Raw genomic sequence first — 25,447 nt, 5'->3', positions numbered from 1 at the left:
GCAAAACTCGTACTTTGCAGCTTGTACTTCGTCACTCGTCATTATGATTTTCCATGCCCATTCACATAATAATCTCGTGTGCCCTTGGCGCTAATGGCTTCTCCTAAACGGCTGATGGCATGAACATAAGCCGCAGTGCGGAGGGGGATGCCAATTTCACGCGAGACTGACCAGATGCGATCGGCTTCTTCCACAATCCGGCTTTTCAGCTTTTGGTTGACTTCATCCAGCGTCCAATACAAACCACTGCGGTTTTGCACCCATTCAAAATAGCTGACCGTAACGCCGCCTGCGTTCACCAAAATATCTGGAAAAACGTAGATGCCTTTTTCTGCCAAAATTTTGTCAGCAGCGGAGGTAATGGGTCCGTTGGCGACTTCAAACACGAGTTTGGCTTTAATTGAGTGAGCATTCGTTTCCGTAATTTGGTTTTCCAGCGCTGCCGGAATTAGCACATCCACATCTAGTGCCAGCAACTCCTCATTTGTGAGGACTTCATGCTCTGGAGTCGTGCAAACGCTGCCATCGCAGTAAGGCGCTCGAATGCCACGAGTCGATTCTTTATTGTTACGAATGGCAGGAATATCTAATCCATTTTTGGCATAAATTGCGCCTTGAGAATCACTGACTGCGACTACGCGATAACCAGCATGGAACAATAGCTCTGCCAAAGTACCACCCGCATTCCCAAATCCTTGAATGGCAACGGTCGTTCCTTGCGGCGTTTGATCAAACTTAGGCAGCATTGCCTGAATCACAAAAAAGGCTCCTAAAGCAGTAGCAGCTTCTCGCCCCAGACTGCCGCCCATGCTGATCGGCTTCCCGGTGACCACAGCAGGACAAATGCAGCGCCGAATGATGCTGTATTGATCCATCATCCAGCCCATGATCATTGAGTTGGTATATACGTCGGGCGCGAGGATGTCTACATCAGTCCCGATGAAGTCGGCGATCGCGTCAATATAGCCCCGGCTCAATCGCTCTAGTTCCAGCCGCGACAATAACTTGGGATTCACGGTAATTCCCCCCTTTGCCCCGCCAAATGGCAATCCTAGCGCCGCACACTTAAACGTCATCCAAAATGCTAATGACTGCACCTCATCCATCGACACATTCGGGTGATAGCGGACTCCGCCTTTACCCGGACCGCGAGTATCGTCATAGCGGACTCGATATCCCTGAAACACCTGAAGCGACCCATCATCCATCCGCACAGGAATCGAGACACTGAGGCTAGCTTTGGGAAATTTCAACGACTCGATCGCATCTTCAGAAATGGAAGTGTGCTTCAACGCTTCTTCTAGTCGTTGGCTAGCATCCGACAGCAAAGAGTTCACCATAGTAGTATGTCTTTTGTCTAGAAAATAAATGAATGCTGGATAATTTTGTATCTTTCGATACTTTTCTTTAAGAATGCCCAACAAATCGAGCCTCAGTCAGGGATAGCCTCAGAAAGACATAAAACAACATAATTTGTTGCGTTAAGCAGAACGCAGACTGCAAAACATCTTCACGGTTAAACCGCTTAACTGGTACAGTCTCATCGGTAAGATAAAGAGTGTGCGATCGTCCTAGAGGATAAGCACGACGGTCAACGGAGCTTTGGAAAAAATGGAACCGCAAAAAACTTCAACAGTAATTATTACAGGTGCCTCCTCTGGAGTAGGTTTATACGCCGCAAAAGCTCTTACCGAAAAGGGGTGGCATGTGGTCATGGCTTGCCGAGATTTGCCCAAAGCTAAACAGGCGGCTGAATCCGTCGGCATGGCACGCGATCGCTACACCATCTTGCACATTGATTTGGGTTCCCTAGAAAGCGTCCGCAAGTTTGTCCAAGCCTTTCGCAATACGGGCAAATCCTTAGATGCATTGGTATGTAACGCTGCCATCTATATGCCCCTGATCAAAGAACCGCTCTATAGTCCTGAAGGCTATGAACTAACCGTCACCACCAATCACCTCGGTCACTTTTTGCTGTGCAACTTGATGATGGAAGATTTGAAGCACTCCGCTGATCCCCGCTTGGTGATTTTGGGTACTGTCACCCACAACCCCGATGAACTCGGCGGCAAGATTCCACCCCAACCCGATTTGGGCAACTTTGAAGGATTTACCGCAGGCTTCAAAGCGCCGATTACGATGATCAATGGTAAACAGTTTGAACCCGTCAAAGCCTACAAAGACAGCAAAGTCTGCAATGTGTTGACCATGCGCGAACTGCACCGCCGCTATCACGATTCCACGGGAATCACCTTCACCTCGCTCTATCCGGGTTGCGTCGCCGATACACCCCTATTCCGCAATCACTATCCGCTGTTCCAAAAAATCTTCCCCTGGTTTCAAAAGAACATTACAGGCGGATACGTGTCCCAAGAGCTATCGGGTGAGCGGGTGGCAATGGTGGTTGCCGACCCAGAATATAAGCAATCGGGTGCCTACTTTAGCTGGGGCAATCGCCAAAAGAAAGATGGCAAGTCGTTTATTCGGCAGGTTTCGCCCCAAGCTCGCGATGAGGAAAAAGGACAGCACATGTGGGATCTAAGCGCCAAGTTGGTGGGCGTGGCGTGATCAGTATGGCCAGCGGGCGAGTGGGCGATCGCTGTCAGCCCTACTCATCTAAAGACTTGCGAAAAGCTTCTGTCTGTTCACCTGATTGGAGATGTTATTACAGAAAATATTTGTCGGCGTTGCTGAATTGATCTATGAACGCCTAAATTTGCCCTCACCCTAGCCCTCGACCAACGGGCGAGGGAATAAGATTTCTAGCTCCCTTCTCCTTGGGGAGAAGGGTTGGGGATGAGGGAAATCATAGCTGCAATCAGCAACGCCAATATTTGTCTATTCACCCGTTTTGGAGTGTTATGCGGAAACTTTCCGCCTAGTTAAGTGCCAAAATTCAGACAGCAAACCTAGAGATCGAGGAGATCAGTATGTATGGTAAGTGTCTTTGCGGTGCAATAATTGTCCGAACGCCAGACAAGAAAAGCATCGATGCCTGTCATTGCGGCATGTGTCGGCGCTGGGGAGGTGGACCGGCATTAGGTATAGCGTGTGGCTCAGATGTGCAGATAGACGGCGTTGATAGACTGAAAGTGTATCAGTCCTCAGAATGGGCTGAAAGAGCTTTTTGTGGTGAATGCGGTACGCATCTGTTCTACAGATTGTTGCCTACCAATGAATATTTTGTCCCAGCAGGTCTTTTTCAAAATGAAATTGAGTTTGAGTTCAAGGAGCAAATCTTTATAGATATGAAACCTGGTTACTATGAATTTGCCAATCAAACTTTGAACCTGACAGAAGCAGAAGTATTCGCTAAATTTGCGTCAAGTGAGAATATTGAAGGCACATAACGGTAGCTCGTCAGACTCTAAAGCCAAAGTTAGGTTTAGATGCTATCGCTATCAGCTATCCGCATCTGAAAATATGCAGAAAGCCTATCTAATTGCATAAATTTTGGTTATGTTGCTGATTGTTTGGCAGGAATGCAAATTGAGCTTAATACCTGAATTTAATATGTTCTACTGAACCATTCACTAAGAGAAGCCTTAAGAGTATGAAAACTTTGGAAATTTATAGTTCGTTTCTACTAGCAGCGATCGCAGGTATTTTTCTTGCATCTTCCGCTCAGGCTGAGGATTGGTTTTTTATGGTAGAAAGTGATACAGATATCAAATTTTTCCTTGATCGAGATTCAATTACCCGCACTGGAAAAGTTTCCGGGGTGAATACTTTTGAAGTAAATCAAGAGCCAGAAGAGGATGGAACTATTGCAATCCTTGTTAGGCGAGAGTATTCCTGTCAAGAGAAGAGATCTAGAGTTAAGCAAGTAATTTCTCTGCTTGAGAATCAATCTATGGGAGTCTATAAGGAATCAACTGCATGGGCATCAGTTAAAGCAAACTCTATAGATGATTTGATATTGCAAAAAGTTTGTAAAGCCCAATAATCAAGCGAACCGCTGAATTGTTAGACTCGAAAGCCAAAGTTAGGTTTAGAGGCGATCGCCCTGGAGTCAGATCAGCAGTAAAGTGAAAAGGTTATAGTCTTGGGTTGGGCTTACCTGTGATGATGTCTTCTTGGTGGATGGCTCCGGTTTCGCTTTGGCTCCAACTTGGGTTGGTTGGAGCTTGGATCGGGCTGATCGGGCTATCTGCGGAGTGGCTGTACCGAACGAAGCTGGCAAGCCCAGAGGTTGTGCGGAAGGTCGTTCACATTGGCGTGGGGAATGTGATTTTGCTGGCGTGGTGGCTGCAAACTCCAGCATGGCTGGGCATTAGTGCCTCGATCGCCTTTAGCGCGATCGCGTTTCTGTCCTATCGGTTTCCCATTTTGCCCGGTATCAATGGGGTTGGACGCAAAAGTTTAGGCACTTTTTTTTATGCCGTCAGTATTGGTCTATTGATTGGTTACTTTTGGACAATTGAGCAACCTGAGTACGCTGTTTTAGGCGTTTTGGTGATGACTTGGGGCGATGGATTGGCGGCTCTGGTTGGGCAACGATTTGGCAAGCATCCTTACACGCTGTGGGGTATCCAAAAAAGTTGGGAAGGCTCCTTCACAATGGCGATCGCTAGTTTTATTGTCAGCAGCAGCATTTTGGTCAACGTGCAGGGTAATATCTGGCAATCCTGGATCATTTCTCTGGCAGTAGCACTTTGGGCAACTGGGCTAGAAGCCTTTTCAAAATTTGGGATTGATAATCTGACTGTTCCTTTGGGCAGTGCTGCCGTAGCATTTCTTCTCAGCACTCTGTTGTTTTTAGGATAGAGAATCAGGGTTTATCGTGGCAAAATCAGGATGGTATCGTTCGTTCGTTGGCAAGTTGTGTTTCAAGACTCGTAACCACTTCTTTGGCGCTTAGTTCCTCGTCTATTCTAAAAGTTATGCCCCCTGACCTAAAATCGCTAACATCCACTAATCCTATCGAGGGGTTTCCGCTGACTACGCCTCAGCCTGAGCAATTAGACAACATCAAGGCTCAAATTGATCTAGTGTTGTTGGCATTGGAAGCGCTAACTGGAATTGGCTCTGAGGCGATGTTGCAAGCGGCGATCGACCTCAATCTAGAATCCATGGTGTCAGATCGGGTGGCGTTATGGCGATTGCGCCAATCTAGCCCCTTACGGAAAGGGCAAGGGGGACGTAAAAAGCTTGATGTGGAAGAGGCGAGAGCGCTGGTTTTGATTAGTTGTCATTTGGCAAAGCAGCAGCATGAACTGATTCGACGAGCAGTGGCACTATTAGAGCAGGTGACAGAACAACGACGGCAGCCCCATCAAACGGCTCTTTTAGGAGATTACTTAGACAAGTTCAACAACACCTATCAAGAACGGATGGAAGCAGGAGATACTGTTTCTCCCGAAACGCTGATGAATTTAGCATTGAAGCTACTAATTGATTTGCTGTTTTATAGCGCGCCCCATGGATTTCGCCGAATGTGGCTAGCGCTGCTCGATCGCACCAAACCCCGCTAAATTCATCTATTTGATTTTCAAGTTTCTACTCTTCCCCTCATCCACCCTTCTTCCCCTCTTCTCTATGCTCCGATCTCCATCCGTCATGCGTCGCTATACCCCGCCTACCTGCACCTTAGAGGTGAAGGCAGAGAATTCCTCTTTGTCTCGCTGGGCAGAGCAGCCTGTTGTCAAGGATGTGCGGTTTCACCTGAAGCTGGATGATCCAACCTTGGCGCAAGATCGGTGGGTGGAGTTGAACGGCGATCGCGCCCAGCTAGAAGATCTAAGACACACCGTCAATACTTACGTACAAGCTTTTTTGGATCAATCTCAGGATTTTCTAAGCCAATCTCCTGCCTTAACTGACTCCGGTAATCTTACCCCTGCCATTCCTTCATCAATCGACGCTAGCGAACACTCACTTCCAAGCGATCGTGATGGCAACCCTGTAGAGATCGGCTTGCAACCCAATGGATTAATGGGACACAATTTGAGTTTAGGCAACTTAGCCACAGAAGAATCAGGGGCAGTGATTCGTCTAAGTACGCTTCAGCTTTTTGACTTGGCAACCGCACTAGATGACTATTCTGTCGACCTGTTGGAACTGCCTACCCTGCCTAAAACAGGCTGGTTGAGAGGTCGGGGAAATTGGGCACAGATCGCGGCGATCGCAGTGGCAGTGATGGGCTTATCTGCATCTGCGCTCAAACTCTTGGATGGCTCTGTTGCACCTACATCCATGGCACCCACCCTGAGCCAAAGAACGAGCAGCAACGATCAGCGCATTGCAACCCAAATTTCTCCATCGGTGGTCGATAAAGCGACTCCGCCAGTGATTTCAACTGAAACCTTACCGCCCATTCCACCCGCCGGGTCAACGCCCAAAATTGGTACACCTACTCTGGTTGCACCTCCACCCAACGATTCGGCAAATCCAACCTTACCCAGTTCTAAAACCTTGCCTCAAAATTCGATCGCAACAGTGCCGATTCCAGAAGTTGCAGGAGTTCCAGGTCGCCCCACAATCACTTTAGGGGAAACTAACTCACCCGCAGAATCGAACAAGACTGCTCCATCCGCTGCCGATGTAGACAGTGCTGCCTTAGCCAGTGGACAAGTTGCGGCTGCACCCGTGGAACCGATTGGGCGCTCTCCAGCATCACGCAGCGCTTTAAGAGAGAGCGATCGCCCCAATAACGCTACCGCTTTTGACACCATTCCTCAAGTGGCGGAAGTGAGAACTTATTTTCAACAGCGCTGGAAACCCCCTGAAGGACTTACTCAAACCCTAGAGTACAGCCTCCTACTTGCGCCCAACGGCAGCCTTCAAAGCATCATTCCCCTGCGGCAGTTATCAGGCGATTATATCGATCGCACAGGAATGCCACTAGTCGGAGATCCATTTGTATCTGCCCTACCGAGCGATCGAAACGCCAAAATTCGTTTAGTTCTTACTACCGACGGCAAAGTGCAAACCTTCTTAGAACCAAACTAGGTGATTTCTAGCAAACAAAATACTTAGACCTCCTGCACGAATAGTAAAACAGTGTGCCAGTTAGCGATCGTGTCGTTAGACAAGGATAGAGAAGCAGGCAAAGATCAAGTCTAGGAGGAATAGCCATGGCGTATAGGGCGTTAGAGTCTCTTTCGGGTGCTGAGTTCAAAATGCCGGCGCTTGTACTCCAACCAAAAAGCCTCGTAAGCAGTCGTTGCTAAAGGAAGAAAAAGCACGATTGCGGGTGCGAATTGAACATGTGATTCGCCGCTTCAAAATCTTCCGCATCTTTTCGGGACGTTATCGTAATCGTAGAAAGCGGTTTGGCTTACGCTTAAATCTCATCGCTGGCTTGTTGAACTACGAACTGGCACATGCCTCATGATTTATGCAGGAGGTCTACTGTGTCCCTTTTGGGATCAGTGAATCATGTACTGACTTTACAGAGAGCAAAGATAGTTTTATGCAAAAATAAGCGATTAAGATTTAAGAAACGGGCTTCATTTCAATCCGCTTTAGCACTTTGCCAGGACTGACAAACGATAAGCCTCGTCCAGACTCAGTGCTGACCATCACAGCCTCAACAATTGGCTCAAATATTGAATGTTCCGCCACCCATTCCACTAAAAAATTTGCACCCAACCCACCACTCACTTCATTTCTAGGAAGAAAGTAATCCGCAGATGCCATAGAAGAAAGTTCTGAAGGGTTCTCTAAAATATTTTTAATCAGCTTGCCGCCCGTGTCATAGTATTCAATCTTTGTAATGATTATGGGGTGCTTTAAGTCGGTGTTGCGGATGCTCAAAGTAGTAGCCAAGTTGATCACTTGATTTTGCGTATCGTAATGATAAATATAGGAATAAACCGGGACATAAATAGTCTGACCCGCCAGAATTTTTTTGGACTCTAAGACAACGGGTTTGAGAGCTGATTTTCCGATATGAGGCGTAGGTGATTGACCCGTTTGGGCACCCAACATTGTGCAAGCAGCCATGCTAAGCATCAAAACAAGCACTAGGCTCACTTGAATCCAGCGGTTGAATCCCTTCATCATCGTTTTTTGCAACACATTATTTTCCTGACGAAATGGTATATTTTCAGCCTACTTCCAGCGAAATATCGACGGACTGTGGGATTTTTTCAAGCGATCGCGTTTTCCGCTGAAACCGATTGGTCAATCTGTTACCCCCCCGCTGTAGGTCAAACCGTTAATAGACCACAGAAAATCCCTAAAACATGACAGAACTCTAAACATGACGCAACTGTTACACAATCCAGTATCAAAGCTTAAGCAAACTGACCTTGCTCTCTCACTAGAGTTACACTAAGAAAATTATTCATAAAATGCTTATGCATTTACTTGTTCATGGCTCTATCTTCTCTACCCTCAGATGATTGCGCTCCTGTACAGCTTGGTAAGGATGATAAAGCGATGCATCGCCACTTGAAAGAGGCTCTGAGTAAGGGCTTTTATGAAGCGTGCAGTGGAGTGATTCAAGCGTTGCTGTTGGCGTGCGAGTGGCACTTAACCACTGAAGCACACGCATTAACTCTAGTGATTGCCTGCCCAAATATGACGATCAACTGGCGAGTGTTAAGCAATTTAGCCGCGATCGGTCAGTCTTTAGGGCGGTTTACTCCCAACGCCAAGATCTGCATCTGCCCTCCAGTCGGAATGGGGATTCCATTTGAACTGCGGGTTGATGAGATTGCGATGTATCGAGATTTGTTTTAGGACTTTTGCTATCCGCCTTGTAAAGCTTTCAGGGCTTCTTCTACATGCCCTTTGAAATTAAGCTGAGAATTAAAGATTTTTCTGACTACGCCTTGTGGATCAATCACATAAGTAACGCGACCGGGCAATACTCCTAAGGTAGAAGGAACGCCAAATAGCTTGCGAACTTTGTTGCCTGTATCGCTAAGTAATATAAAGGGAAGTTGATGTTTTGTGGCAAACTTGCTATGGGATTCAGGAGAATCTGCGCTAATGCCAATCACTTCTGCACCTGCGTTTTGAAACACGGTATAACTATCGCGAAAAGCGCAAGATTCCGTTGTGCAACCGGGTGTGTCATCTTTTGGATAAAAATAAAGCACGATCGCTTTTTCACCTAGAATCTGTCTAAATTCAATCATCTGTCCCGTTTGGGAAGGCAGTGTGAAGTTGGGAGCGGTATCTCCCTCTCGAATTGGCATAACCATATTGCATTAACTCCCGACTCAATAACTATGACTGTCATCTAGATAGTACAGCGATCTCTCTAGTTGCACTGCACTTCCCGTTACAAGCGATGCCAATAAGATAAGAGCGCGATCGCAAACTAGATTGCAAACCAGAGATCCAAATCTAAAAGATTTTCGTATCTTCACTTGAAAGCAAATCATTATTTTACGTGAGAGGTAATTGAAAAGTTTATAGGAGCTTATTTTGACTCGAACCTGATTTCTTGAGCCTACTTAAAGTGGCTGCTCAAATGCTATGACTTTATCCATCTGTATTTATCTGTCCTTATTTAAAGAAAGTGTGAGGAAACTATGGGTTTCACGCTAGCTTGATAGAGGATAGGTAAAATTTGGGAAGTAGCAGCGATATATTTTGAGCTACTCGCTTTATGTGTGGTATTCACCCTAGTGAATACTCAGTGCATCAGGATAAGAATCATGCTTGATACCGGTCAAATAGCGCTTAATAGGGAAGCTCTGATGTTGTTTCGTCAGGGGCTTGCTGCTGCCTCTTCTTTTAACTATGACCAGGCAGTTGCTTATTATGACCATGTACTGGATATTCAAACAGATTGTTATGAAGTCTGGTATGAGCGCGGTTTAGCCTTAGAAAGTTGTGGTGACTACATTGAAGCGATCGCGAGTTATGATCGCGCCTTAAGCTTAAAGCCCCATCCGTCCTCTGCCTGCGAAATTTGGCATGAGCGCGGAAATGCCTTTCACTATGGCATAGGTGATTATACTCAAGCTCTCTCTTGCTATGACCAAGCCTTAAAACTCGCTCCTGACCATGAGCACATTTGGCACAATCGCGGTAATTTGCTGCTCTATGGTATGAGCCTTCCAGAGGAAGCGATCGCCTGCTATGACCGCACTTTAGCAATCAATCCAAACTATGAACTGTGCTGGCGAAATCGTGGAAATGCTTTAGCCGAACTGCGGTGCTATGATGCGGCGATCGCTAGCTATGATAGCGCTTTAGCATTGAAACCCGACGACTCAGTGTGTTGGGAGGCACGGAATTTAGCGGCTGGCAAATCAGGACTGCCCTATCAACAACCTACCACCAGCCCCGTTTATACCACGGGCTATGATGAGCAAACCTTTGTTGAGGGCGACACAGATTCCAACATTGTGTTTGCCTCTACCTCTAGAGTCGAGCCTGAAATTCTCCGTGTTCCTCAAGGTCAACCCCTACTGATCATTGAAGATGATTGGGGTAAACGAGAAATTTTGCTAGAGCGCGATCGCTATTCAGTCGGGCGTGATCCTAAAAGTGATATTTGTTTACATTCTCAGTTTGTTTCTCGACACCATGCAGTTTTAGAACGGGTCAATCCTGAAAACGAAATTGTGGCTTACCAAATTACAGACGGCGATTTGAGCGGGAAACCTAGCACGAATGGCTTAATGATTAATGGTAAAAAGTGTCGTTCAACTGATTTGAAGTCTGAGGATGCGATCGTCTTTGGTCCAAAAGCACAAGCCATTTTCAAGATGGTTCCTGCTGATCTAAAGAATTTTCGCTAGTTTAGGTTTGTTTTTTTTAAGGTCGATCTCTAAAGGCGATGGTAGCGATATAGTTCACTCGCGGCACGATGCAGCAACGAGTGACGATACACTAACGCTGGCATATCTTCTGCATAGCCACCTCCAATCACACAGGCGACGGCATACCCTTGAGACAAACAGGTATCTAATACTTGCATCTCGCGGCGAAATAACCCAGTGTCGGTGAGGGCAAGTTTACCGAGGCGATCGCCCCCATGGGGATCAACACCAGCATCGTAGAAGACAAGATCGGGCTTGACTTGAGCCAGTAAATGAGGCAAATGGATAGCCAAAGTTTGTAAATATTCGTCATCCTCCATCCCTTCAGCCAAAGGCACATCGAGATCGCTTTGCTGTTTGGTGCCGGGGAAGTTGACAGCACAGTGCATTGAAAAGGTGAAGACACTAGAATCTGATTGAAAAATAAAAGCGGTGCCGTCGCCCTGATGCACATCCAAATCTACGATGAGGGCAGTTTGAATCAGTCGTTGATCTTGCAAGCAGCGAATCGCGATCGCCATGTCATTAAAAATACAAAACCCCGATCCATAAGCTGGAAAAGCATGATGGGTTCCGCCTGCCGTATTGCACGCCAATCCGTGCTGTAATGCGAGTTGTGCCGTCAAGATTGTCCCGCCCACCGCCATACAAGTCCGGTTGACTAAGGCATCACTCCAAGGTAAGCCAATCCGCCGCTGCGCTTTTATATCTAAGGTGCCTTCACAGTAAGCTTGCACATACTCTGGCGTATGCACTTGCTCAATCCAAGCGGAAGGCGATCGCTCCGGCAAATGAAACTGCGATCGAGTTGCCACCCCATCCGCCAGCAATCGTTCATAGAGCAGCCGAAATTTAGCCATGGGAAACCGATGACCCTCTGGCAGCGGTGCCACATAATCGGGATGATAGACAATAGGCAAATCCATGATTAGAGAAATGTCCAGTAATCAAAGGTGGCTGCTTGACCGCAACCGATCCCCCTTTCGTCTAACACAGTCCACAAAATGACATTCTGAATCGCAAACCGTTGTCCTGTGCTATCAATTCTCACGCCCTGGTAATTGTTGATAAAACCGTTCGCTTTCGCTTGCTGCAAGAGGCGATCGCGCTCTGCCCGTTCCATCGATTCAGCGGTGAGACGAGACGGCGTTTGAGTAAACTGCTTCCACTCCATTCGCCATAGTTGCAATGCTTGCCGATTGCCGTAGTTCAAAATTGGATCAGCTTCTGTCCCGTGAGATACCACCACAAAAGGCGCTTCAAATAATGTCTGGGCAATCTCACTTTCATCTCCATGACTGGTTAACAGAGGCTTTCCCGTCCATTGATGAAAACTGTGGAGCAACCGCTGAGTATGACGAACTACCTCTTTTTGCCTATTCATTCTCTCGCCTCTTGCCTTTCGCCTCTCGCCGCTATCTTCTAGATTCTTGTATTATTAAGATAGGTTAAGAACCTGCCCCTTATCAATCTATATACTGTGTTAACCCAACCCTTCGTTAGCAATCGCCCCTTTGAAATTCAGACCTGGACTTGGAAAGGCTACCAAATTCCTTACGCGGTCATGGGCAGTGGACAGCCCTTGCTGCTAGTCCATGGCTTTGGCGCATCGTTGGGACATTGGCGTAAAAACATTCCAGTGTTAGCTGCCGCAGGCTATCGGGTATATGCGATCGACCTATTGGGTTTTGGAGGTTCCGATAAACCCGCATTAGACTATTCTCTCGATTTGTGGCAAGAACAACTGAAAGATTTTTGGACAGCCCACATTCAACAGCCCACCGTGTTTGTAGGAAATTCGATTGGCGGCTTGCTGTGCTTGATCATGATGGCAGAACATCCTGAATTGGCAGCAGGTGGCGTGTTGCTCAATTGTGCAGGTGGATTGAACCATCGCCCTGATGAATTTAATTTGCCGCTGCGAATAATCATGGGTGGCTTTACCAAAATAGTCAGTTCTAAACTCATTGGTCCCTTTTTGTTTAACCGCATCCGTCAAAAATCTCGCCTACGCCGGACGCTCTATCAGGTCTATCGCGATCGCGCGGCTGTGACCGATGAGTTAATCGATCTACTCTACAATCCTTCCTGTGATCCGGGTGCCCAACAGGTGTTTGCCTCGGTTCTTACCGCTGCCGCAGGTCCGTCTCCCACGGAGTTGTTACCCAAAGTAAAAGCGCCGCTGCTCGTGCTGTGGGGCGAAGCCGACCCCTGGACTCCGATCGCCGGAGCCACCCTTTATCAAGACTTTGCCAAAAGTAATCCCCTCACCTTCATTCCCATTCCCAATACGGGGCATTGTCCCCACGACGAAAACCCGGATGCAGTGAATCCTTTGATTGTGAACTGGCTAGCCCACCTGAGTAAAAGTGAGTCTATCAAATGAGAATCAAATGAGATTAGTTGATTTCTAAATTAGTGCGAAGGTTGTGTTCTTGTTGTTTCACAGCAGCTAGCAATTCAGCATTTTGTAAAATGATTCCTGCCTGATTATTGAAAAGCTGCATATAGCTTTGATCGGTTTCATCGAAGCTCGTTTGGAAGCAATCTGGAATATCTTTGCTGTGGCTAGGCAGAGAGTCTAATTCTATGCCAGGTTTCTTTTTATTGAGCAATTGGGTCACTCCAATCAGTTCTCCATCCGGATTGAGAATAGGAACACAAAGTAAGCTATAGATGCGATCGCCACTATGAAGATCAGTTTTTTGAGTGATGTCTAAATCAAAGCGATCGCCGCCATCAAAGGGAATATTTAAGATTTTGCCCGTTGCGGCAACCTGCCCAATTTCCCCTTCTCCGACACGAACTCGAATTTCTTGGCGATCGCCATTTGCCAACAAAATCTCAGCATAGAGTTCATCGGTGGCGCGATCGAGCAGCCAAAGCGTACTGCGATCGGCATTCATCAGTTCCCTAGCCGCCTGCATCACCCGTATCAAAATCTCTTCCGGTTCCAAACTGCTTTGGCTAACCGATCGCGTGGCTGCCATCAACGCGGCGGCAACTCGCTGTCCTCTAGCAGTGGTGTGATAGGAGCAAAAACTTTCCAAAATCATCCGAATCAGAGGCGTGTTTGCAGTAAATTGCTGCCTGTCTTCATCAGTGAAGCCTTGGGGATCGATGCGAGTTGCCAGATCGGTATTGGAGTTATGATCCGGCTTGAGTTTGTTCAGCAGTTGAATCACGCCAATCAGTTTGCCGCGATCGCTCATCAGCGGCATTGCCAGCATGGTGTAAGTCCGATATCCATTACGTCGATCTTGCTCCTTGGCAGTGACGGATCGAGGATCGTCGTAAAAATCGTAGGGAATCAGAATCGCCTGCTGAGACCGGGCAACTTCGCCCACAATACCCTGATCAGCCGAGATGCGAATTTCCAGCGATCGCCCGCCTGATGTTGCATCGCCGGACTCGGACTCTGCCACAATTGACCACAGTTCATTGCGTTCGTCATCCAGCAAAAAGATAGTGCTGCGATCGGCACCCAGCGATTTGCCCAATTTCAACGTAATCGATCGCAGCGTAGTATCCAGAATGTCATCAAAGCCCTGATTATCCATCACCTGGTTCAGCATCGACAAGGTTTGCAGCACCACACTTTGGGGATGGTTTTCTGCCTGATATTTCATGGCGGCAAACTGCTGAGCGTTGTATAGCGCCACGCCCACCTGCGCGTTAAAAATTTGCATGTATCGCTGACTGTTATTGTCAAAGCTTGCCTGAAAGCAGTCTGGAGCTTCGGGCCAACCAGCCGGATCGTAATCAGAAAATTCCCCTTGGCGGCGCTTATTCACCAGTTGGGTTACGCCTAGCAAGGCTCCATCCGGACTCCAAACGGGCATACACAGCAGGCTACAGGTGCGATATCCGGTTTTTTGATCGGTGAGTTTGGCGGTGTCGGAATCGGGATGGTCATAAAGGTCAAAGGGAATGTTGAGCGGTTCACCTGTTTCGGCGACTTTTCCGGCAAACCCTTCGCCAATTTGAATTCGCAATTCTTTGAAGGTGCCATCCTGAAACGGAATGCGCGTCCAAAGCTGATTGCTGGTGCGATCTATTAGCCACAGGGTCGTGCGATCGGCGTTCATCAGTTTTTTTGCCGCTTCCATCACCCGCCCAATAATTTCGTCAGAATCGAGACTGCTTTGAGACACCGATCGCGTCGCTTCCGTGAGTGCTTCCGATGCCTGCAATCGTTGAGTTAGTTTGTAACAGTCTTGACAGCGTGCCAAAATGCGGAGAATAGCGGGGGAATATTCCTCTAGCTGGTGGTGTTCTGATTGGGTGAAGCCGTGGGGATTGACGCGATCGCTTAGGGGCATCGCGATACTGGATATTGAGGTCAGACTGTGCGACGGCGCAGATCGTTTTAGCTTGTTGACCAACTGCACCACCGCAACGACCTTGCGATGATCGTTCATCAACGGCAGCAGCATTTCATTGTAGATGTGGTAGCCGTCGCTCGTTTCCGACTCTTCCCGCATCTCCATCTTTTTGATGTTGGTAATCTGAGCTTCCATACCCTGATTGGCAATAATTTGAATGTCAGGAAAATCGGCTCCTTCATGACGAGCAATGATCGACCAAATATCATTTTTTTCTTCATCAATAAAGAAGATAGTGGTGCGATCGGCACCCAGCAAATCGCCCATTCGCAGCGTAATCGATCCTAAAATTTCGTAGAGAATATCGGCGAAATCTTTGCCTTCCATAACGCTGAGCATGGAGAGCAGCTTTTGTTCCTGGCTGGAAACCACTTGCATGAAGTCTGCTTGCAAATCGGTCAGCGCTTTAATCACCCAACCGTAGTTAAAAACCGTGCTATAAAGCTGGTTGCTAATGCGGATTTTTCCAGCCTGTTTGACGACCAATCCAGAAAGGCACAACTCGATATGTTCGGGAGTGTTGACGGCTTCCACTTCGCCTTGTTTCAAAAGCTGTTGATAAACATCGACAACGCCCCGACTGCGCTGTCCAATTCGGAGTAACCGATCGCGAATCGCTTTGAGGTGGGGTGGTTCATCGGTTGCCTCCCAATTATCAATCAAGCGCGATCGCACAAATTGATCGACCCAAGCGCCTTCTTTTCCGAGGGGAATTGTTGGGTCAGAGGTATGGATTAACTTACACAATTTTTGAGTTAAAAAAGGTTGCCCACCCGTCCATTCTAAGATTGCTTCTAGGACTGTCCAAGGGCGATCAGCTTTATCAATAAGTCCATCGACTAAGGGCTGCGATTCCGAGAGTTTAAAGCCATCTAGTTCAATGGCGCGACCGATGTTGAAGGGAGTTCGATTCTTATCTTGAATCAAGTCTGAAGGAGTGGCAACACCGAGTAATGCGAAAGTCAACTGCTTGTATTCATTGCAGGCGCGAATGAAAGCAAAAAAGTCTTCGGTGCGAAATCCTAAACTCAAAATACTGTCGATTTCATCAATGAAAATTACTACTTTTTCGGACACTGCTGCCAATAGTTCTTGTTCCAAAAATTCGCTCAATCGCTGCACAGGCGGCAGATATTCGCGATCGCGCAGCCAACTTCGCAACTCTACAGGCAGATTAAAACTAGTGACCAATCGCCGCATCAAACCTGCGTACCATTGATCGGGCGTAATCTCTTGACTCCCAATTTTGTTTAGGTCGATCGCCACCCCGACAATGCCTTCCGCCTGCAAGTGATGCAGCGCCCGCACCCGCAAACTCGTTTTGCCCATCTGCCGCGAATTCAACACATAGCAAAACTCTCCTGCTTTTAAGCCTTCATATAAATCGCGATCGGCTTGCCGCACGACATAACTCGGCGCATCGAGGGGGAGGTGTCCGCCGACTTTGTAGGTGAAAGGGGAAGGGGGCATGGGCAAGTTCGATTGTGGAAGGTGGAGTGTAGAGTATGGAATTTTAAGTTATGAATTTTGAGTTTTAAGTTTTGAATTCAAAACTCAAAATTGAGAACTCAAAACTTTTTCCTCTTTTCTCCTACTCTTTTTCTAGGCGATCGCTGAAGTAGCGGCGGTAGAGGTCAAAGCGGGGAGTGACTTCGTTGCCTTGAAGGTGGACTAAGCCCATGCTGTGTAGTTTGAAGGCGAGGATAGAATCTAGTTCCGTGGGTTCGAGGTTCGCAACGACGCGGTTAAAGGCATTGGCGAGTTCGGGATGTTGTTTGAGGTTCCACAGGTGGCGGCGCAGGTGGTCGCCATAGATGCCTGCTTCGGTGGGAGCGGTTTGGATTAGATCGCTGAGGGTGATTGACTGTTGGGCAAGGTGGTAGAGTGCCAGCCGAACGAGGTAGGGATGCCCTCCGGCGATCGCCATCAGTTGCTCAACCTCAGTCTGTTGCCAGTCCAAGCCATGTCGTTGTCCGAGATCTGCTACTTGGCTAGGGTTAAATTCCGATAGCTCAATCGGCAAGCCCACGTTAAAGGGCGATTGATTCACATCTAGGGGAATATAAACTTCGGTGGAATGCACCACGACTAAGCGCAACTTTTCCCACAGGCTGCTGTCATTGCCGCCATATCCTGCCTCTTCATACCAAGCACGCAGTAAGCCAAAGAAATCATCGGCAATTTTGGGATATTGAAAGATGCGATCGACTTCATCCAAGCCCAGCACCAAAGGACTGTCGATTTTGGAAAGGAGGCAATCTTCAAAGTAGAGCGTACAGTTGTCTTTGCTGCCATAGGTATCTGTCCAGTATTGATCGATTTGATGGGGTAGGCGGAGTTTACGGGCGACCTTGCCACAAAACCATTGGAGCAAGGTGCTTAAGCTGGAAAAAATACCCACATCCGCATGTTGAAAGCTCAGCGGCACTGTCTGAAAGCCCTGCTCTCTTGCCTGATAGAGAATTCGCGACATCAGCGACGTTTTTCCCATTTGGCGCGGTGCTTTGATCCGAATCAGGGTTCCTGGCTGCAAGATTTCTCGATAGCACTGGGCTTCGTGGGGCGATCGCTCAATATAAAAGGCAGAGTTGAGACGAACCTGTCCTTGAGGAATTTCGGGGTCGGCAGTGGGAGATGGGGTGGGCAGAAGGGAAGAAATAGAGTTTTGAGTTTTAAGTTTTGAGTTTTGAGGTGAGGGGTGGGCTGGGGGCTGGGGGAAGTGAAGGTCTTGAGGATGGATTGGGCGATCGCCCAGTGTCCAAGACTCGGTGCCATTGACGTACCGAACAATGGCTTGAGCGAGATCAGCCGTATCGATCGAGGTATGCCATTCTCGTTGGGGACTGTCTTTTAGGTAAGCTTGCAAGTCGTGATTCAGCAGCGTGTGGGGTTGACAATTCACTCGAATAGACAATACAGCAGGTTTGCCATTTCTACGAATGCCTTGGAGGTGTTTGGCACGCTCTAGTTCTTCTATCACCATTTCGCTAACAGCCGCTTGCGGTGAAAGTAGCAGTAAAAAGTAATCACACTGCTGGAGGTGATGATCAATTTGTTTGAGCCAATCTTGATTGTTGTAGGGAGTGACAGACGGATGAGTATCGGTCATAAAGGGGATATGTCCAGCCGCAGCGATCGCCTCAAAAAATTCTCGCGCTAAGCTCACATCTGGCTCTTGATGACGATGGCTAATAAAAACTTTTTGAACTGAGCGAACAGCAGGCTGAACTAAAGTAGCCATAGCTGGCGACTGGCTTTGTAATGCTCGTTCCAATGCTCCCCGAAATTGCTTTTTAGTAACTTTTTCGCCGCAGGCATTTGAGAGTTTTCGCCATAATTTATAGCCAACATATTTCTCAACATATTCTGGATTAATCGGATAAATTTCCTCATAGGTTTGTCCATTCCAAGAACCAATAAATACCTCACGTTCTAAGTCAGTCAGATATTTTCCGGTATGAAGATAAAGCAGACTGTCGGCAATTTCTAGAGCTTCTTTAATGTCCATTTTTAGTAACCACTATGGTCACTTTTGGTAGGTGATTTTAACGAAGTAGATAGCACTAATTTGAAAAGGAAGGAGCATTTGCAGTTGATTTCATGCTGCTTAATTCTAGTTGAAACAAAATTTGATACCTTGATCGAGATCACACTGAGTCGATTTTTCTCTGAGTTGCCAGACGGTTAGATCCTGAATGAATAAGCTTTTCCTTCTAGTGCAAGATGTCTTTTATCTTTTAACACAATATCTTGCCAACCATTAAAGGGTGCTTATTACCGTTCAAATAAATATCAATACTGAGATTTTTAGGAGATTTCATGAGGTTCTATTGAATGAATTAAGTAACAACTTTTTATGAGTTTTTGTAATCACTCTAATTGTTGATCAAGATCACTTAAAAACTGAGCTTTTCTGGTTCTCATTTTGTTAAAAATTCGCGAAGCTATTCACAACAAGCATTTACCTTTTAAGGTTTTTACGCATTTATTTTCAGCTTGAGTTGGTTCAATCTGCCAGAGGAACGTCACTATGTTTACCCCCACATTCAATCCAACCGAAACCATGATTCGCTGTGCGATCGCAGAATTACAAAGGAGTTACCGCCAAGCCTATGGTTCAGTCAAGCCACAGGATGCCGATTTGATTGGGCAAGCCGCGATGATCACCCTGACCGCGATCGCCCACACCGATGCCCTGTATCACGATGTGGAACACACTATTTTGGTGACGATGGTGGGGCAAGAAATTTTGCGCGGCAAGCACCTGCTTGAAGGTACGGTAACTCCCTCAGAGTGGACCCATTTTGTGCTTGCCTTGCTGTGTCATGATGTGGGTTATCTCAAGGGCATTTGTCGCAATGACCAACCCGATCAACACTGCTATGCAACGGGTGTTGGAAATGAACAGGTCGCGATCGCGCCGAGTGCAACTGATGCCAGCCTCACACCCTATCATGTCGATCGCAGCCAAAAATTTGTAGCAGAAACCTTTCGTAACTATCATCTGATCCAGGTGGAAACTATCCAGCACATGATTGAGCTAACCCGCTTTCCAATTCCAGATCGGGCAGACTATCAAGACACTGACACCTATCCTGGTTTAGCACGGGCAGCCGATTTGATTGGGCAATTAGCAGACCCGCACTACCTAGAAAAACTACCTGCGCTCTTTCATGAATTTGCCGAAGTTGGAACCAACAAAACGATGGGTTATCAAACGCCGGATGATTTACGGGCAAGTTTTCCTGATTTTTTTCGCACAGTAGTCTATCCTCTAATTCAACCCGCATTGCGCCACCTACAAGCCACCCAGCGCGGACGGCAGATTGTACAAGAGTTGTTCAACAATGTGGCGATCGCTGAACAATCGCACATCTCGCAAGCAAACGACTCATCTCCACAGAACCCAATTTTTGATCAACAGCGCTATCACTATTATTTGCAGGATGAATGTGATCTGTTAGCCGCTGCCCCCTTGTCCATATCTACCTCGGCAAATGAGCCTCTTCTGTCCTAATTTCTGTCTGACAGCGATATTCCTATTCAAGAGAGTCGCTTGGCGAATGGACTCATTTAGCACCTCATCAGTGACATAGGATTGATGAACTATGATTTGTGACTTTTATCGTCAGGTAATTCAACTCTTAAAGACTGAGCCGATCGCCTTGGCAACTATCATTTCCATCAAAGGCTCTGTTCCCCGCGAGATAGGAGCGAAGATGGTGATTTTGGAGAATGGACACACGATTGGCACGATTGGCGGTGGGGCTGGAGAAGCGAAAGTCATTCAACATGCGAGGGTTGTATTATCGACAGGCGATAAGCAATTAGTAGAAATTGATTTGTCGGGTTCTCCGCAACGAGAGACTCAGGGCGTATGTGGTGGCATAATGCAGGTTTTGGTCGATCGCTGGACAGGGGACTGGGCGATCGCCCTTGTCCAGCAGATCCTCACCCATCTCGAAGCCGGACAGCCCGTAACCCTAGTTACTCCGCTCACTGCTGCCCCGCTGCCACACCTGATTACCTCGAACTCCGCACCCCGCACTCCGCACTCCATATTCACCGAAACCCTCCAACCTCCTCCCCTGTTGTTGATTGTCGGCGCGGGACATGTGGGCGAACAGCTTGCCAAAGTTGCAGATTTAATTGGATTTCAAGTTGCCGTGCAAGACGATCGCCCAGAGTGGGCAAACCGCGATCGCTATCCCCAAGCCGCTCACATTTTTAACGAGTCAATCACAGATACTCTGGCGCAACTCACCCACCATTTACATCTGTTTGCCACACTGGTGACTCGCGGCTATCAATGCGATCGCGCTGCCCTCCAAGCGTTGCTCCATCGCGAACTAGCCTGTGACTATATCGGCATGATTGGCAGCCAAAAGCGGGTGAAGCAAGTTTATCAAGCGCTTGCAACAGAGGTCTCTCCAGAAAGACTAGCAACGGTGTATGCGCCAATTGGTTTGGATATCGGCGCGCTCACTCCCGAAGAAATCGCTGTTAGCATTGCCGCAGAACTGATTTTGGTGCGTCGGGGTGGCAGTGGCAAGCCGCTTTCAAAGAAAGTAGGAGTTTTGAGTTTTGAGTTTTGAGTTTTGAGTTTTGAGTTTTGAGTTTTGAGTTTTGAGTTTCAGGAACCTCTGACTCCTATTCCCTATTCCCTATTTCCTATTCTCTGACTCAAAGCATCGATTAGTCGTTGATTTTCTTCAGCAGTACGGACGGCAACTCGGAAATAGCGATCGCCCAGTTCGGGAAAACTCATACAGTCTCGAATCAATATTTGATCGTGTTTTAGTAGGGTTGCTTGCAGTTCCGGTACGCTGCGATCGCTCTGTACCAGGAAGAAATTTGCGGCACTGGTCAGCGGTTGTAAGCCGGGAATCCTAGCAAGTTGGTGTTCAAATTTTGGGCGCATGGTTGCCAGCCAATCCCAAGTCTGTTGCTGGAAGGCGGTATCTTGCAAAACAACACTGCCCACGGCTGCCGCCAGCGAGTTGACCGACCAGGGATCGCGCCACTGCTGCCAGCGCTGAATTCGCTCTGGATGGGCGATCGCGTAGCCTAACCGTAAACCGGGGAGGCTGTAGAACTTGGTTAGCGATCGCAGCACCACCAAATTAGGATACTGCTGCACCCAATCGATCACACTGTGATCCTCGCCGGGGGGCAAAAAATCCATAAAGGCTTCATCCACCACCACCAGTGCAAACTGATCCAGGTAGGGCGCGATCGCCTCTCGTGTCAACAGTTGCCCAGTGGGGTTGTGAGGATTATTAAGCAGCAAACCAGAACGAATGGCGAATGGCGAATGGCGAAGCCAGTCCAAAGGACTTACGGCACTCGGCACTCGGCACTCGGCACTCGGCACTCGAAACTCGTCCAGAGGGCATTCTTCAACGACCGCTCCAAAAGCTTTTAATGCTCGTTGATAGTCGCTAAAGGCAGGAGTGAGGAGGTAAGTTTTGTCTAAGTCTGCGAGTTCTCGACATGCCCAAGTCAGCAGTTCAGCAGAGCCGTTACCCGGTAAAATCCACTCTGGTGGAATGTGGTGAAAGTTGCTGATGGCATGACAAAGCTGGGAATAGGTCGGGTCGGGGTAGGCGTTCACCTCTCCTAATGCGGCTTGAATGGCAGCGATCGCCGATGGGGGAGGACCTAAAGGATTGATGCTAGCCGAAAAGTCAAGAATGGCAGCAGGGGAACAGTGAGCGAGCGATGCAGCCCAAACTAGATTTCCCCCGTGCGATGGACGATAGACAGGCATGGATGCCCCAGCCATATTTTTACTTTTTCTTCCCAACCGGAGCGACTTTTTCCTTAAATAGCTTTCCAGCCGAAAAAGCAGGAACTTTTGTCGCTGGGATGTCCATCTTAGCGCCAGTTTTAGGGTTGCGCCCCTCTCGTGCTTTTCGTTCTCGCGGCTCAAATGAACCAAACCCAACCAATGTCACCTTGTCACCGCTGCCAACGGCTTCAACAATAGCATCTAGCACCGCCGACAGAACGGCATCCGCTTGTTTTTTAGTCACGCTGGCTTTATCAGCCACTGCATCCACTAATTCGCCTTTGTTCATGGGAATTCCTTCTACTACAGGACAAATTGGAAACGGGATCTCATTACAAAAAACCCATTGTTGGAAAGAGTTTTGCCAAAACGCTGAAACTCATACTGACTAAAGTTTTCAATGCCCTATTCTAGGGGCTGCTTCTTAAATCCGCATCCCCAAAACCTTTAAGTTATTTGGCTTTCGGGCGTTTTTTCCAAAATTCCGCATTTTAGGCGTATAAGCCACTCCTATCAAATAGCTCTCCCAATACGGATCAAAGCAACTTCTAAGCGCTTTCATTCCAAGTAACCGCGATCGCCCTGCTTAGTTAAATGCGATCGCTCATCTCTTTTTTCTAAAACAGTCTCAACGCTCGAAAAGCTGAGTAGGCAGAGGCTTTGCCAATAAAACGTGAGCCATTTTTTGGGTAAACGCTGCTTTGAAAGAGACAAAAGTGGGATTTTCAAGCAGACTAAGCCATCGGGCGATCGCGCTAGATTCCGACTCCATCCATAAGCCGAATTTACCAAAAGCATTGTTTTAAAACTTTACGTGCCTGACCCCTGAAACTCGCTTAAATCACCCCTTGCAACCGTTGAACTAGTTGATCGGCTTGCAAAACTCCTTCAATTCGATCCACGGGTTGCCCTTGTTTAAATAGAACCAAGGTGGGCAATGCCTGAATTTGATGTTGAGATGCGATGTGAGGATATTTATCTGTGTCAACTTTGACAATTTTTAGGCGGTCTTTCATTTGAGCATTCACCTGTTCCAAAATCTTCGCCATGATCTGGCAAGGACCACACCACGTCGCATAAAAATCAACCAAAACAGGTAACTCTGATCCTGCAATCATCTCATCAAAGCTCGTAAATTCTTTTTTCGTGGTCATGCTGTTATCCTCTTGCGATCCATCTATATATAAGATAGAAATTTGTTTTGTCTAAGGCTTCATCTCCAAGGCAACAATAAAGGCTAGAGGCTTAATTTCCTCACTTTCTTCCCAATTTCTTATCTTTCGCCTTTTCCCTTTCGCCTTTTCCTTTATGATCATTGGGCGATTAGTTTAGCCTCGGTTTGAATGTGGGCGTTGGGAGAAATAATAATGGAAGCACTGCCAGAAGGGTTACAGCGGTTAAAAGGAAAAGTGGCGATCGTCACAGGAGCCTCACGCGGAATTGGGCGGGCTACGGCGCTGGCATTGGCAAGTGAGGGAGCCAGTGTGGTGGTGAACTATGCTAATTCTAAAGAGGCTGCTGAGCAGGTTGTGGCGGATATTATAGGTTTGGGCAGTCCAGCGATCGCCCTGCCTGCCGACGTGTCCAAAGCTGATCAGGTAGACGGCTTGATTACTGCGGTCATGGAAAAATTTGGGCGAGTTGATGTGCTGGTCAACAATGCTGGCATTACCCGCGACACGTTGCTATTGCGAATGAAATTAGAAGACTGGCAAGCGGTGATTGATCTCAACCTCACAGGCGTGTTTCTCTGTACTCGTGCGGTGAGTAAAATCATGCTGAAACAAAAATCAGGGCGCATGATTAACATCACTTCGGTTGCGGGACAAATGGGCAATCCGGGGCAGGCAAACTATAGCGCCGCTAAAGCAGGCGTGATCGGATTTACAAAAACGGTGGCAAAAGAACTGGCAAGCCGGGGGATTACCGTGAATGCAGTGGCTCCAGGTTTCATCACCACAGACATGACTGCGGACGTAAAGTCGGACGAGATTTTGAAATTCATCCCGCTGAATCGCTATGGACAAGCCGAAGAAGTGGCGGGGATGATTCGCTTTTTAGCCGCCGATCCCGCCGCTGCTTACATTACCGGACAAGTGATGAATGTGGATGGCGGTATGGTGATGGCGTAAAAGTAATCTTTTCTTTAAGTAGGTCTGATGGATTCATTGTTGCAGTTGGCGCTGGCATTGGGATTAATGGCGATCGCGATCGCTCTTTCCGCCTGGCAAAAGCTGGGTTTAGAGTGGAATCTGGCATTGGCAACGGGGCGCAGTGTGCTGCAACTGGTCGTGTTGGGTTATGCGATCGCCATTGCCTTTGAAGTCAACAATCCCTGGTTTGGACTTTGTGTTGTGGGTGTCATGCTTGTGGTCACTGCGATCGTCACCCGCAACCGCATTAGCCAAAAGATTCCTTATTTAGTGCCAATCGTGGCAGCATCGCTGTTCATTGGGGTTGCGTTAACCCTGGTTTATACCAGTTTGTTCGTCATCCAACCGCGCAGTTGGCTTGATCCGCGATACTTGATTCCGCTAACAGGCATCATTCTAGGAAATGCCATGAATGGAGCCGCGATCGCCGGAGAACGATTGGTCAATTCCCTCAACGCGAACCCGCTGGAAATTGAAACGCACCTGAGTTTGGGTGCAACACCAGAGCAGGCGATCGCCTCATACCGTCGCGATGCCATCCGTGCTGGTCTGCTTCCCACCATTAATACTGCCACGATCATTGGGCTGTCCACTGTCCCTACCTTTATGGCGGCTCAACTCCTTGGCGGCGTTCCTCCCCTAACCGCCACGGCTTATCAAATTGTGGTGCTGTTTATGATCATTCTTGCCACGCTCATGATCATTCTGCTGATCACTTGGGGCATCTGCCGCCAACATTTCACTAAAGACGCGCAGTTAACCTAAGTTTGCCAGTTTGTTGACCAGAAAATTAGAGCAATTTGTCAAAAAACCTTGGGATTAGTTAAATCACTACCAATGTAGTGTGAGCTTTCCTTTACAATGTGTGGGAATTTCCTGGACTGTTTGACT

Annotated in this window: 24 protein-coding genes and 1 pseudogene; 14 read left to right on the top strand and 11 right to left on the bottom strand. The window is 47.7% G+C overall.

Going from position 1 to position 25,447, the window contains the following annotated elements:
- Positions 1 to 41 precede the first annotated feature (41 nt).
- Positions 42 to 1,340: a Glu/Leu/Phe/Val family dehydrogenase gene (locus AB3R30_RS15795; protein ID WP_458650162.1), complete on the bottom strand. Its 1,299-nt coding sequence runs from the start codon at positions 1,338 to 1,340 to the stop codon at positions 42 to 44.
- A gap of 271 nt (positions 1,341 to 1,611) precedes the next feature.
- On the opposite strand from AB3R30_RS15795, the gene AB3R30_RS15790 reads away from it, so the two are divergent.
- The 7 genes and pseudogenes from AB3R30_RS15790 to AB3R30_RS15760 all read left to right on the top strand — a co-directional run.
- Entirely contained in the window at positions 1,612 to 2,568 is a 957-nt protein-coding gene (locus AB3R30_RS15790) for a protochlorophyllide reductase (RefSeq protein WP_458650161.1), read from the top strand.
- A gap of 362 nt (positions 2,569 to 2,930) precedes the next feature.
- Entirely contained in the window at positions 2,931 to 3,350 is a 420-nt protein-coding gene (locus tag AB3R30_RS15785) for a GFA family protein (protein ID WP_458650160.1), read from the top strand.
- Positions 3,351 to 3,553: 203 nt separating this feature from the next.
- Entirely contained in the window at positions 3,554 to 3,946 is a 393-nt protein-coding gene (locus AB3R30_RS15780; RefSeq protein WP_458650159.1) for a surface-adhesin E family protein, read from the top strand.
- A gap of 119 nt (positions 3,947 to 4,065) precedes the next feature.
- Positions 4,066 to 4,767 (top strand): diacylglycerol/polyprenol kinase family protein, encoded by a 702-nt coding sequence (locus AB3R30_RS15775; protein ID WP_458650183.1) that lies wholly within the window; start codon positions 4,066 to 4,068, stop codon positions 4,765 to 4,767.
- Positions 4,768 to 4,883: 116 nt separating this feature from the next.
- Complete coding sequence (locus AB3R30_RS15770) at positions 4,884 to 5,474, top strand: DUF3038 domain-containing protein (protein WP_458650158.1); 591 nt, start codon at positions 4,884 to 4,886, stop codon at positions 5,472 to 5,474.
- A gap of 64 nt (positions 5,475 to 5,538) precedes the next feature.
- On the top strand, positions 5,539 to 6,951 hold the full coding sequence (locus tag AB3R30_RS15765; protein WP_458650157.1) for a DUF4335 domain-containing protein: 1,413 nt from the start codon (positions 5,539 to 5,541) through the stop codon (positions 6,949 to 6,951).
- A 187-nt stretch (positions 6,952 to 7,138) separates the two neighbouring features.
- Positions 7,139 to 7,336 (top strand): annotated as a pseudogene (locus tag AB3R30_RS15760) (IS5/IS1182 family transposase); the annotation flags it as partial.
- Between the two features lie 101 nt (positions 7,337 to 7,437).
- Here the strand turns inward: AB3R30_RS15760 and AB3R30_RS15755 are convergent.
- Entirely contained in the window at positions 7,438 to 8,007 is a 570-nt protein-coding gene (locus AB3R30_RS15755) for a DUF3124 domain-containing protein (RefSeq protein ID WP_458650156.1), read from the bottom strand.
- Between the two features lie 312 nt (positions 8,008 to 8,319).
- Here AB3R30_RS15755 and AB3R30_RS15750 point away from each other — a divergent pair, with 312 nt between their 5' ends.
- Positions 8,320 to 8,688 (top strand): hypothetical protein, encoded by a 369-nt coding sequence (locus AB3R30_RS15750; protein WP_458650155.1) that lies wholly within the window; start codon positions 8,320 to 8,322, stop codon positions 8,686 to 8,688.
- 8 nt (positions 8,689 to 8,696) lie between these two features.
- On the opposite strand, the gene AB3R30_RS15745 is transcribed toward AB3R30_RS15750, so the two are convergent.
- Positions 8,697 to 9,149, bottom strand: a complete 453-nt coding sequence (locus AB3R30_RS15745; RefSeq protein ID WP_458650154.1) for a peroxiredoxin — start codon at positions 9,147 to 9,149, stop codon at positions 8,697 to 8,699.
- 465 nt (positions 9,150 to 9,614) lie between these two features.
- Between AB3R30_RS15745 and AB3R30_RS15740 the strand changes: the two genes are divergently transcribed.
- Positions 9,615 to 10,706 (top strand): tetratricopeptide repeat protein, encoded by a 1,092-nt coding sequence (locus AB3R30_RS15740; protein WP_458650153.1) that lies wholly within the window; start codon positions 9,615 to 9,617, stop codon positions 10,704 to 10,706.
- A 29-nt stretch (positions 10,707 to 10,735) separates the two neighbouring features.
- Here the strand turns inward: AB3R30_RS15740 and AB3R30_RS15735 are convergent, their stop codons facing one another.
- Both AB3R30_RS15735 and AB3R30_RS15730 read right to left on the bottom strand, forming a co-directional pair.
- Positions 10,736 to 11,653: a histone deacetylase family protein gene (locus AB3R30_RS15735; protein WP_458650152.1), complete on the bottom strand. Its 918-nt coding sequence runs from the start codon at positions 11,651 to 11,653 to the stop codon at positions 10,736 to 10,738.
- A gap of 2 nt (positions 11,654 to 11,655) precedes the next feature.
- Entirely contained in the window at positions 11,656 to 12,111 is a 456-nt protein-coding gene (locus AB3R30_RS15730) for an MEKHLA domain-containing protein (protein WP_458650151.1), read from the bottom strand.
- A gap of 96 nt (positions 12,112 to 12,207) precedes the next feature.
- On the opposite strand from AB3R30_RS15730, the gene AB3R30_RS15725 reads away from it, so the two are divergent.
- Positions 12,208 to 13,113, top strand: a complete 906-nt coding sequence (locus AB3R30_RS15725; RefSeq protein WP_458650150.1) for an alpha/beta fold hydrolase — start codon at positions 12,208 to 12,210, stop codon at positions 13,111 to 13,113.
- Between the two features lie 13 nt (positions 13,114 to 13,126).
- Here AB3R30_RS15725 and AB3R30_RS15720 read toward each other — a convergent pair whose 3' ends face one another.
- Positions 13,127 to 16,582, bottom strand: coding sequence for a GAF domain-containing protein (locus AB3R30_RS15720; protein WP_458650149.1), 3,456 nt, complete (start codon positions 16,580 to 16,582; stop codon positions 13,127 to 13,129).
- Between the two features lie 121 nt (positions 16,583 to 16,703).
- Complete coding sequence (locus tag AB3R30_RS15715; protein WP_458650148.1) at positions 16,704 to 18,620, bottom strand: AAA-like domain-containing protein; 1,917 nt, start codon at positions 18,618 to 18,620, stop codon at positions 16,704 to 16,706.
- Positions 18,621 to 19,142: 522 nt separating this feature from the next.
- On the opposite strand from AB3R30_RS15715, the gene AB3R30_RS15710 reads away from it, so the two are divergent.
- Positions 19,143 to 20,129 (top strand): Npun_R2479 family HD domain-containing metalloprotein, encoded by a 987-nt coding sequence (locus AB3R30_RS15710; protein ID WP_458650147.1) that lies wholly within the window; start codon positions 19,143 to 19,145, stop codon positions 20,127 to 20,129.
- 91 nt (positions 20,130 to 20,220) lie between these two features.
- On the top strand, positions 20,221 to 21,207 hold the full coding sequence (locus AB3R30_RS15705) for an XdhC family protein (RefSeq protein WP_458650146.1): 987 nt from the start codon (positions 20,221 to 20,223) through the stop codon (positions 21,205 to 21,207).
- A gap of 62 nt (positions 21,208 to 21,269) precedes the next feature.
- Here the strand turns inward: AB3R30_RS15705 and cobD are convergent, their stop codons facing one another.
- The 4 genes from cobD to trxA form a co-directional block, all read right to left on the bottom strand.
- On the bottom strand, positions 21,270 to 22,397 hold the full coding sequence (cobD, locus tag AB3R30_RS15700) for a threonine-phosphate decarboxylase CobD (protein ID WP_458650145.1): 1,128 nt from the start codon (positions 22,395 to 22,397) through the stop codon (positions 21,270 to 21,272).
- A gap of 4 nt (positions 22,398 to 22,401) precedes the next feature.
- The gene (locus AB3R30_RS15695; protein WP_458650144.1) at positions 22,402 to 22,692 is read right to left on the bottom strand and encodes an HU family DNA-binding protein; all 291 of its coding nucleotides are present in this window, start codon (positions 22,690 to 22,692) and stop codon (positions 22,402 to 22,404) included.
- A 269-nt stretch (positions 22,693 to 22,961) separates the two neighbouring features.
- Positions 22,962 to 23,201, bottom strand: coding sequence for a hypothetical protein (locus AB3R30_RS15690; protein WP_458650143.1), 240 nt, complete (start codon positions 23,199 to 23,201; stop codon positions 22,962 to 22,964).
- 38 nt (positions 23,202 to 23,239) lie between these two features.
- Positions 23,240 to 23,557 carry a thioredoxin gene (gene trxA / locus AB3R30_RS15685; RefSeq protein ID WP_458650142.1) on the bottom strand — a complete coding sequence of 106 codons (318 nt, stop codon included), beginning with the start codon at positions 23,555 to 23,557 and terminating at the stop codon, positions 23,240 to 23,242.
- Positions 23,558 to 23,770: 213 nt separating this feature from the next.
- Here trxA and fabG point away from each other — a divergent pair, with 213 nt between their 5' ends.
- Both fabG and AB3R30_RS15675 read left to right on the top strand, forming a co-directional pair.
- Positions 23,771 to 24,535 carry a 3-oxoacyl-[acyl-carrier-protein] reductase gene (gene fabG, locus AB3R30_RS15680; RefSeq protein ID WP_458650141.1) on the top strand — a complete coding sequence of 255 codons (765 nt, stop codon included), beginning with the start codon at positions 23,771 to 23,773 and terminating at the stop codon, positions 24,533 to 24,535.
- Between the two features lie 27 nt (positions 24,536 to 24,562).
- Positions 24,563 to 25,321 carry an ABC transporter permease gene (locus tag AB3R30_RS15675; RefSeq protein ID WP_458650140.1) on the top strand — a complete coding sequence of 253 codons (759 nt, stop codon included), beginning with the start codon at positions 24,563 to 24,565 and terminating at the stop codon, positions 25,319 to 25,321.
- The last annotated feature ends 126 nt before the right edge of the window (positions 25,322 to 25,447 follow it).

This window comes from Sivoneniella epilithica UHCC 1019 (assembly GCF_040830845.1).
Lineage (GTDB): Bacteria > Cyanobacteriota > Cyanobacteriia > Leptolyngbyales > Leptolyngbyaceae > ULC077BIN1.
Note: the sequence above shows the minus strand (reverse complement) of the source record. Positions and strands in the feature narration are given on the sequence as shown.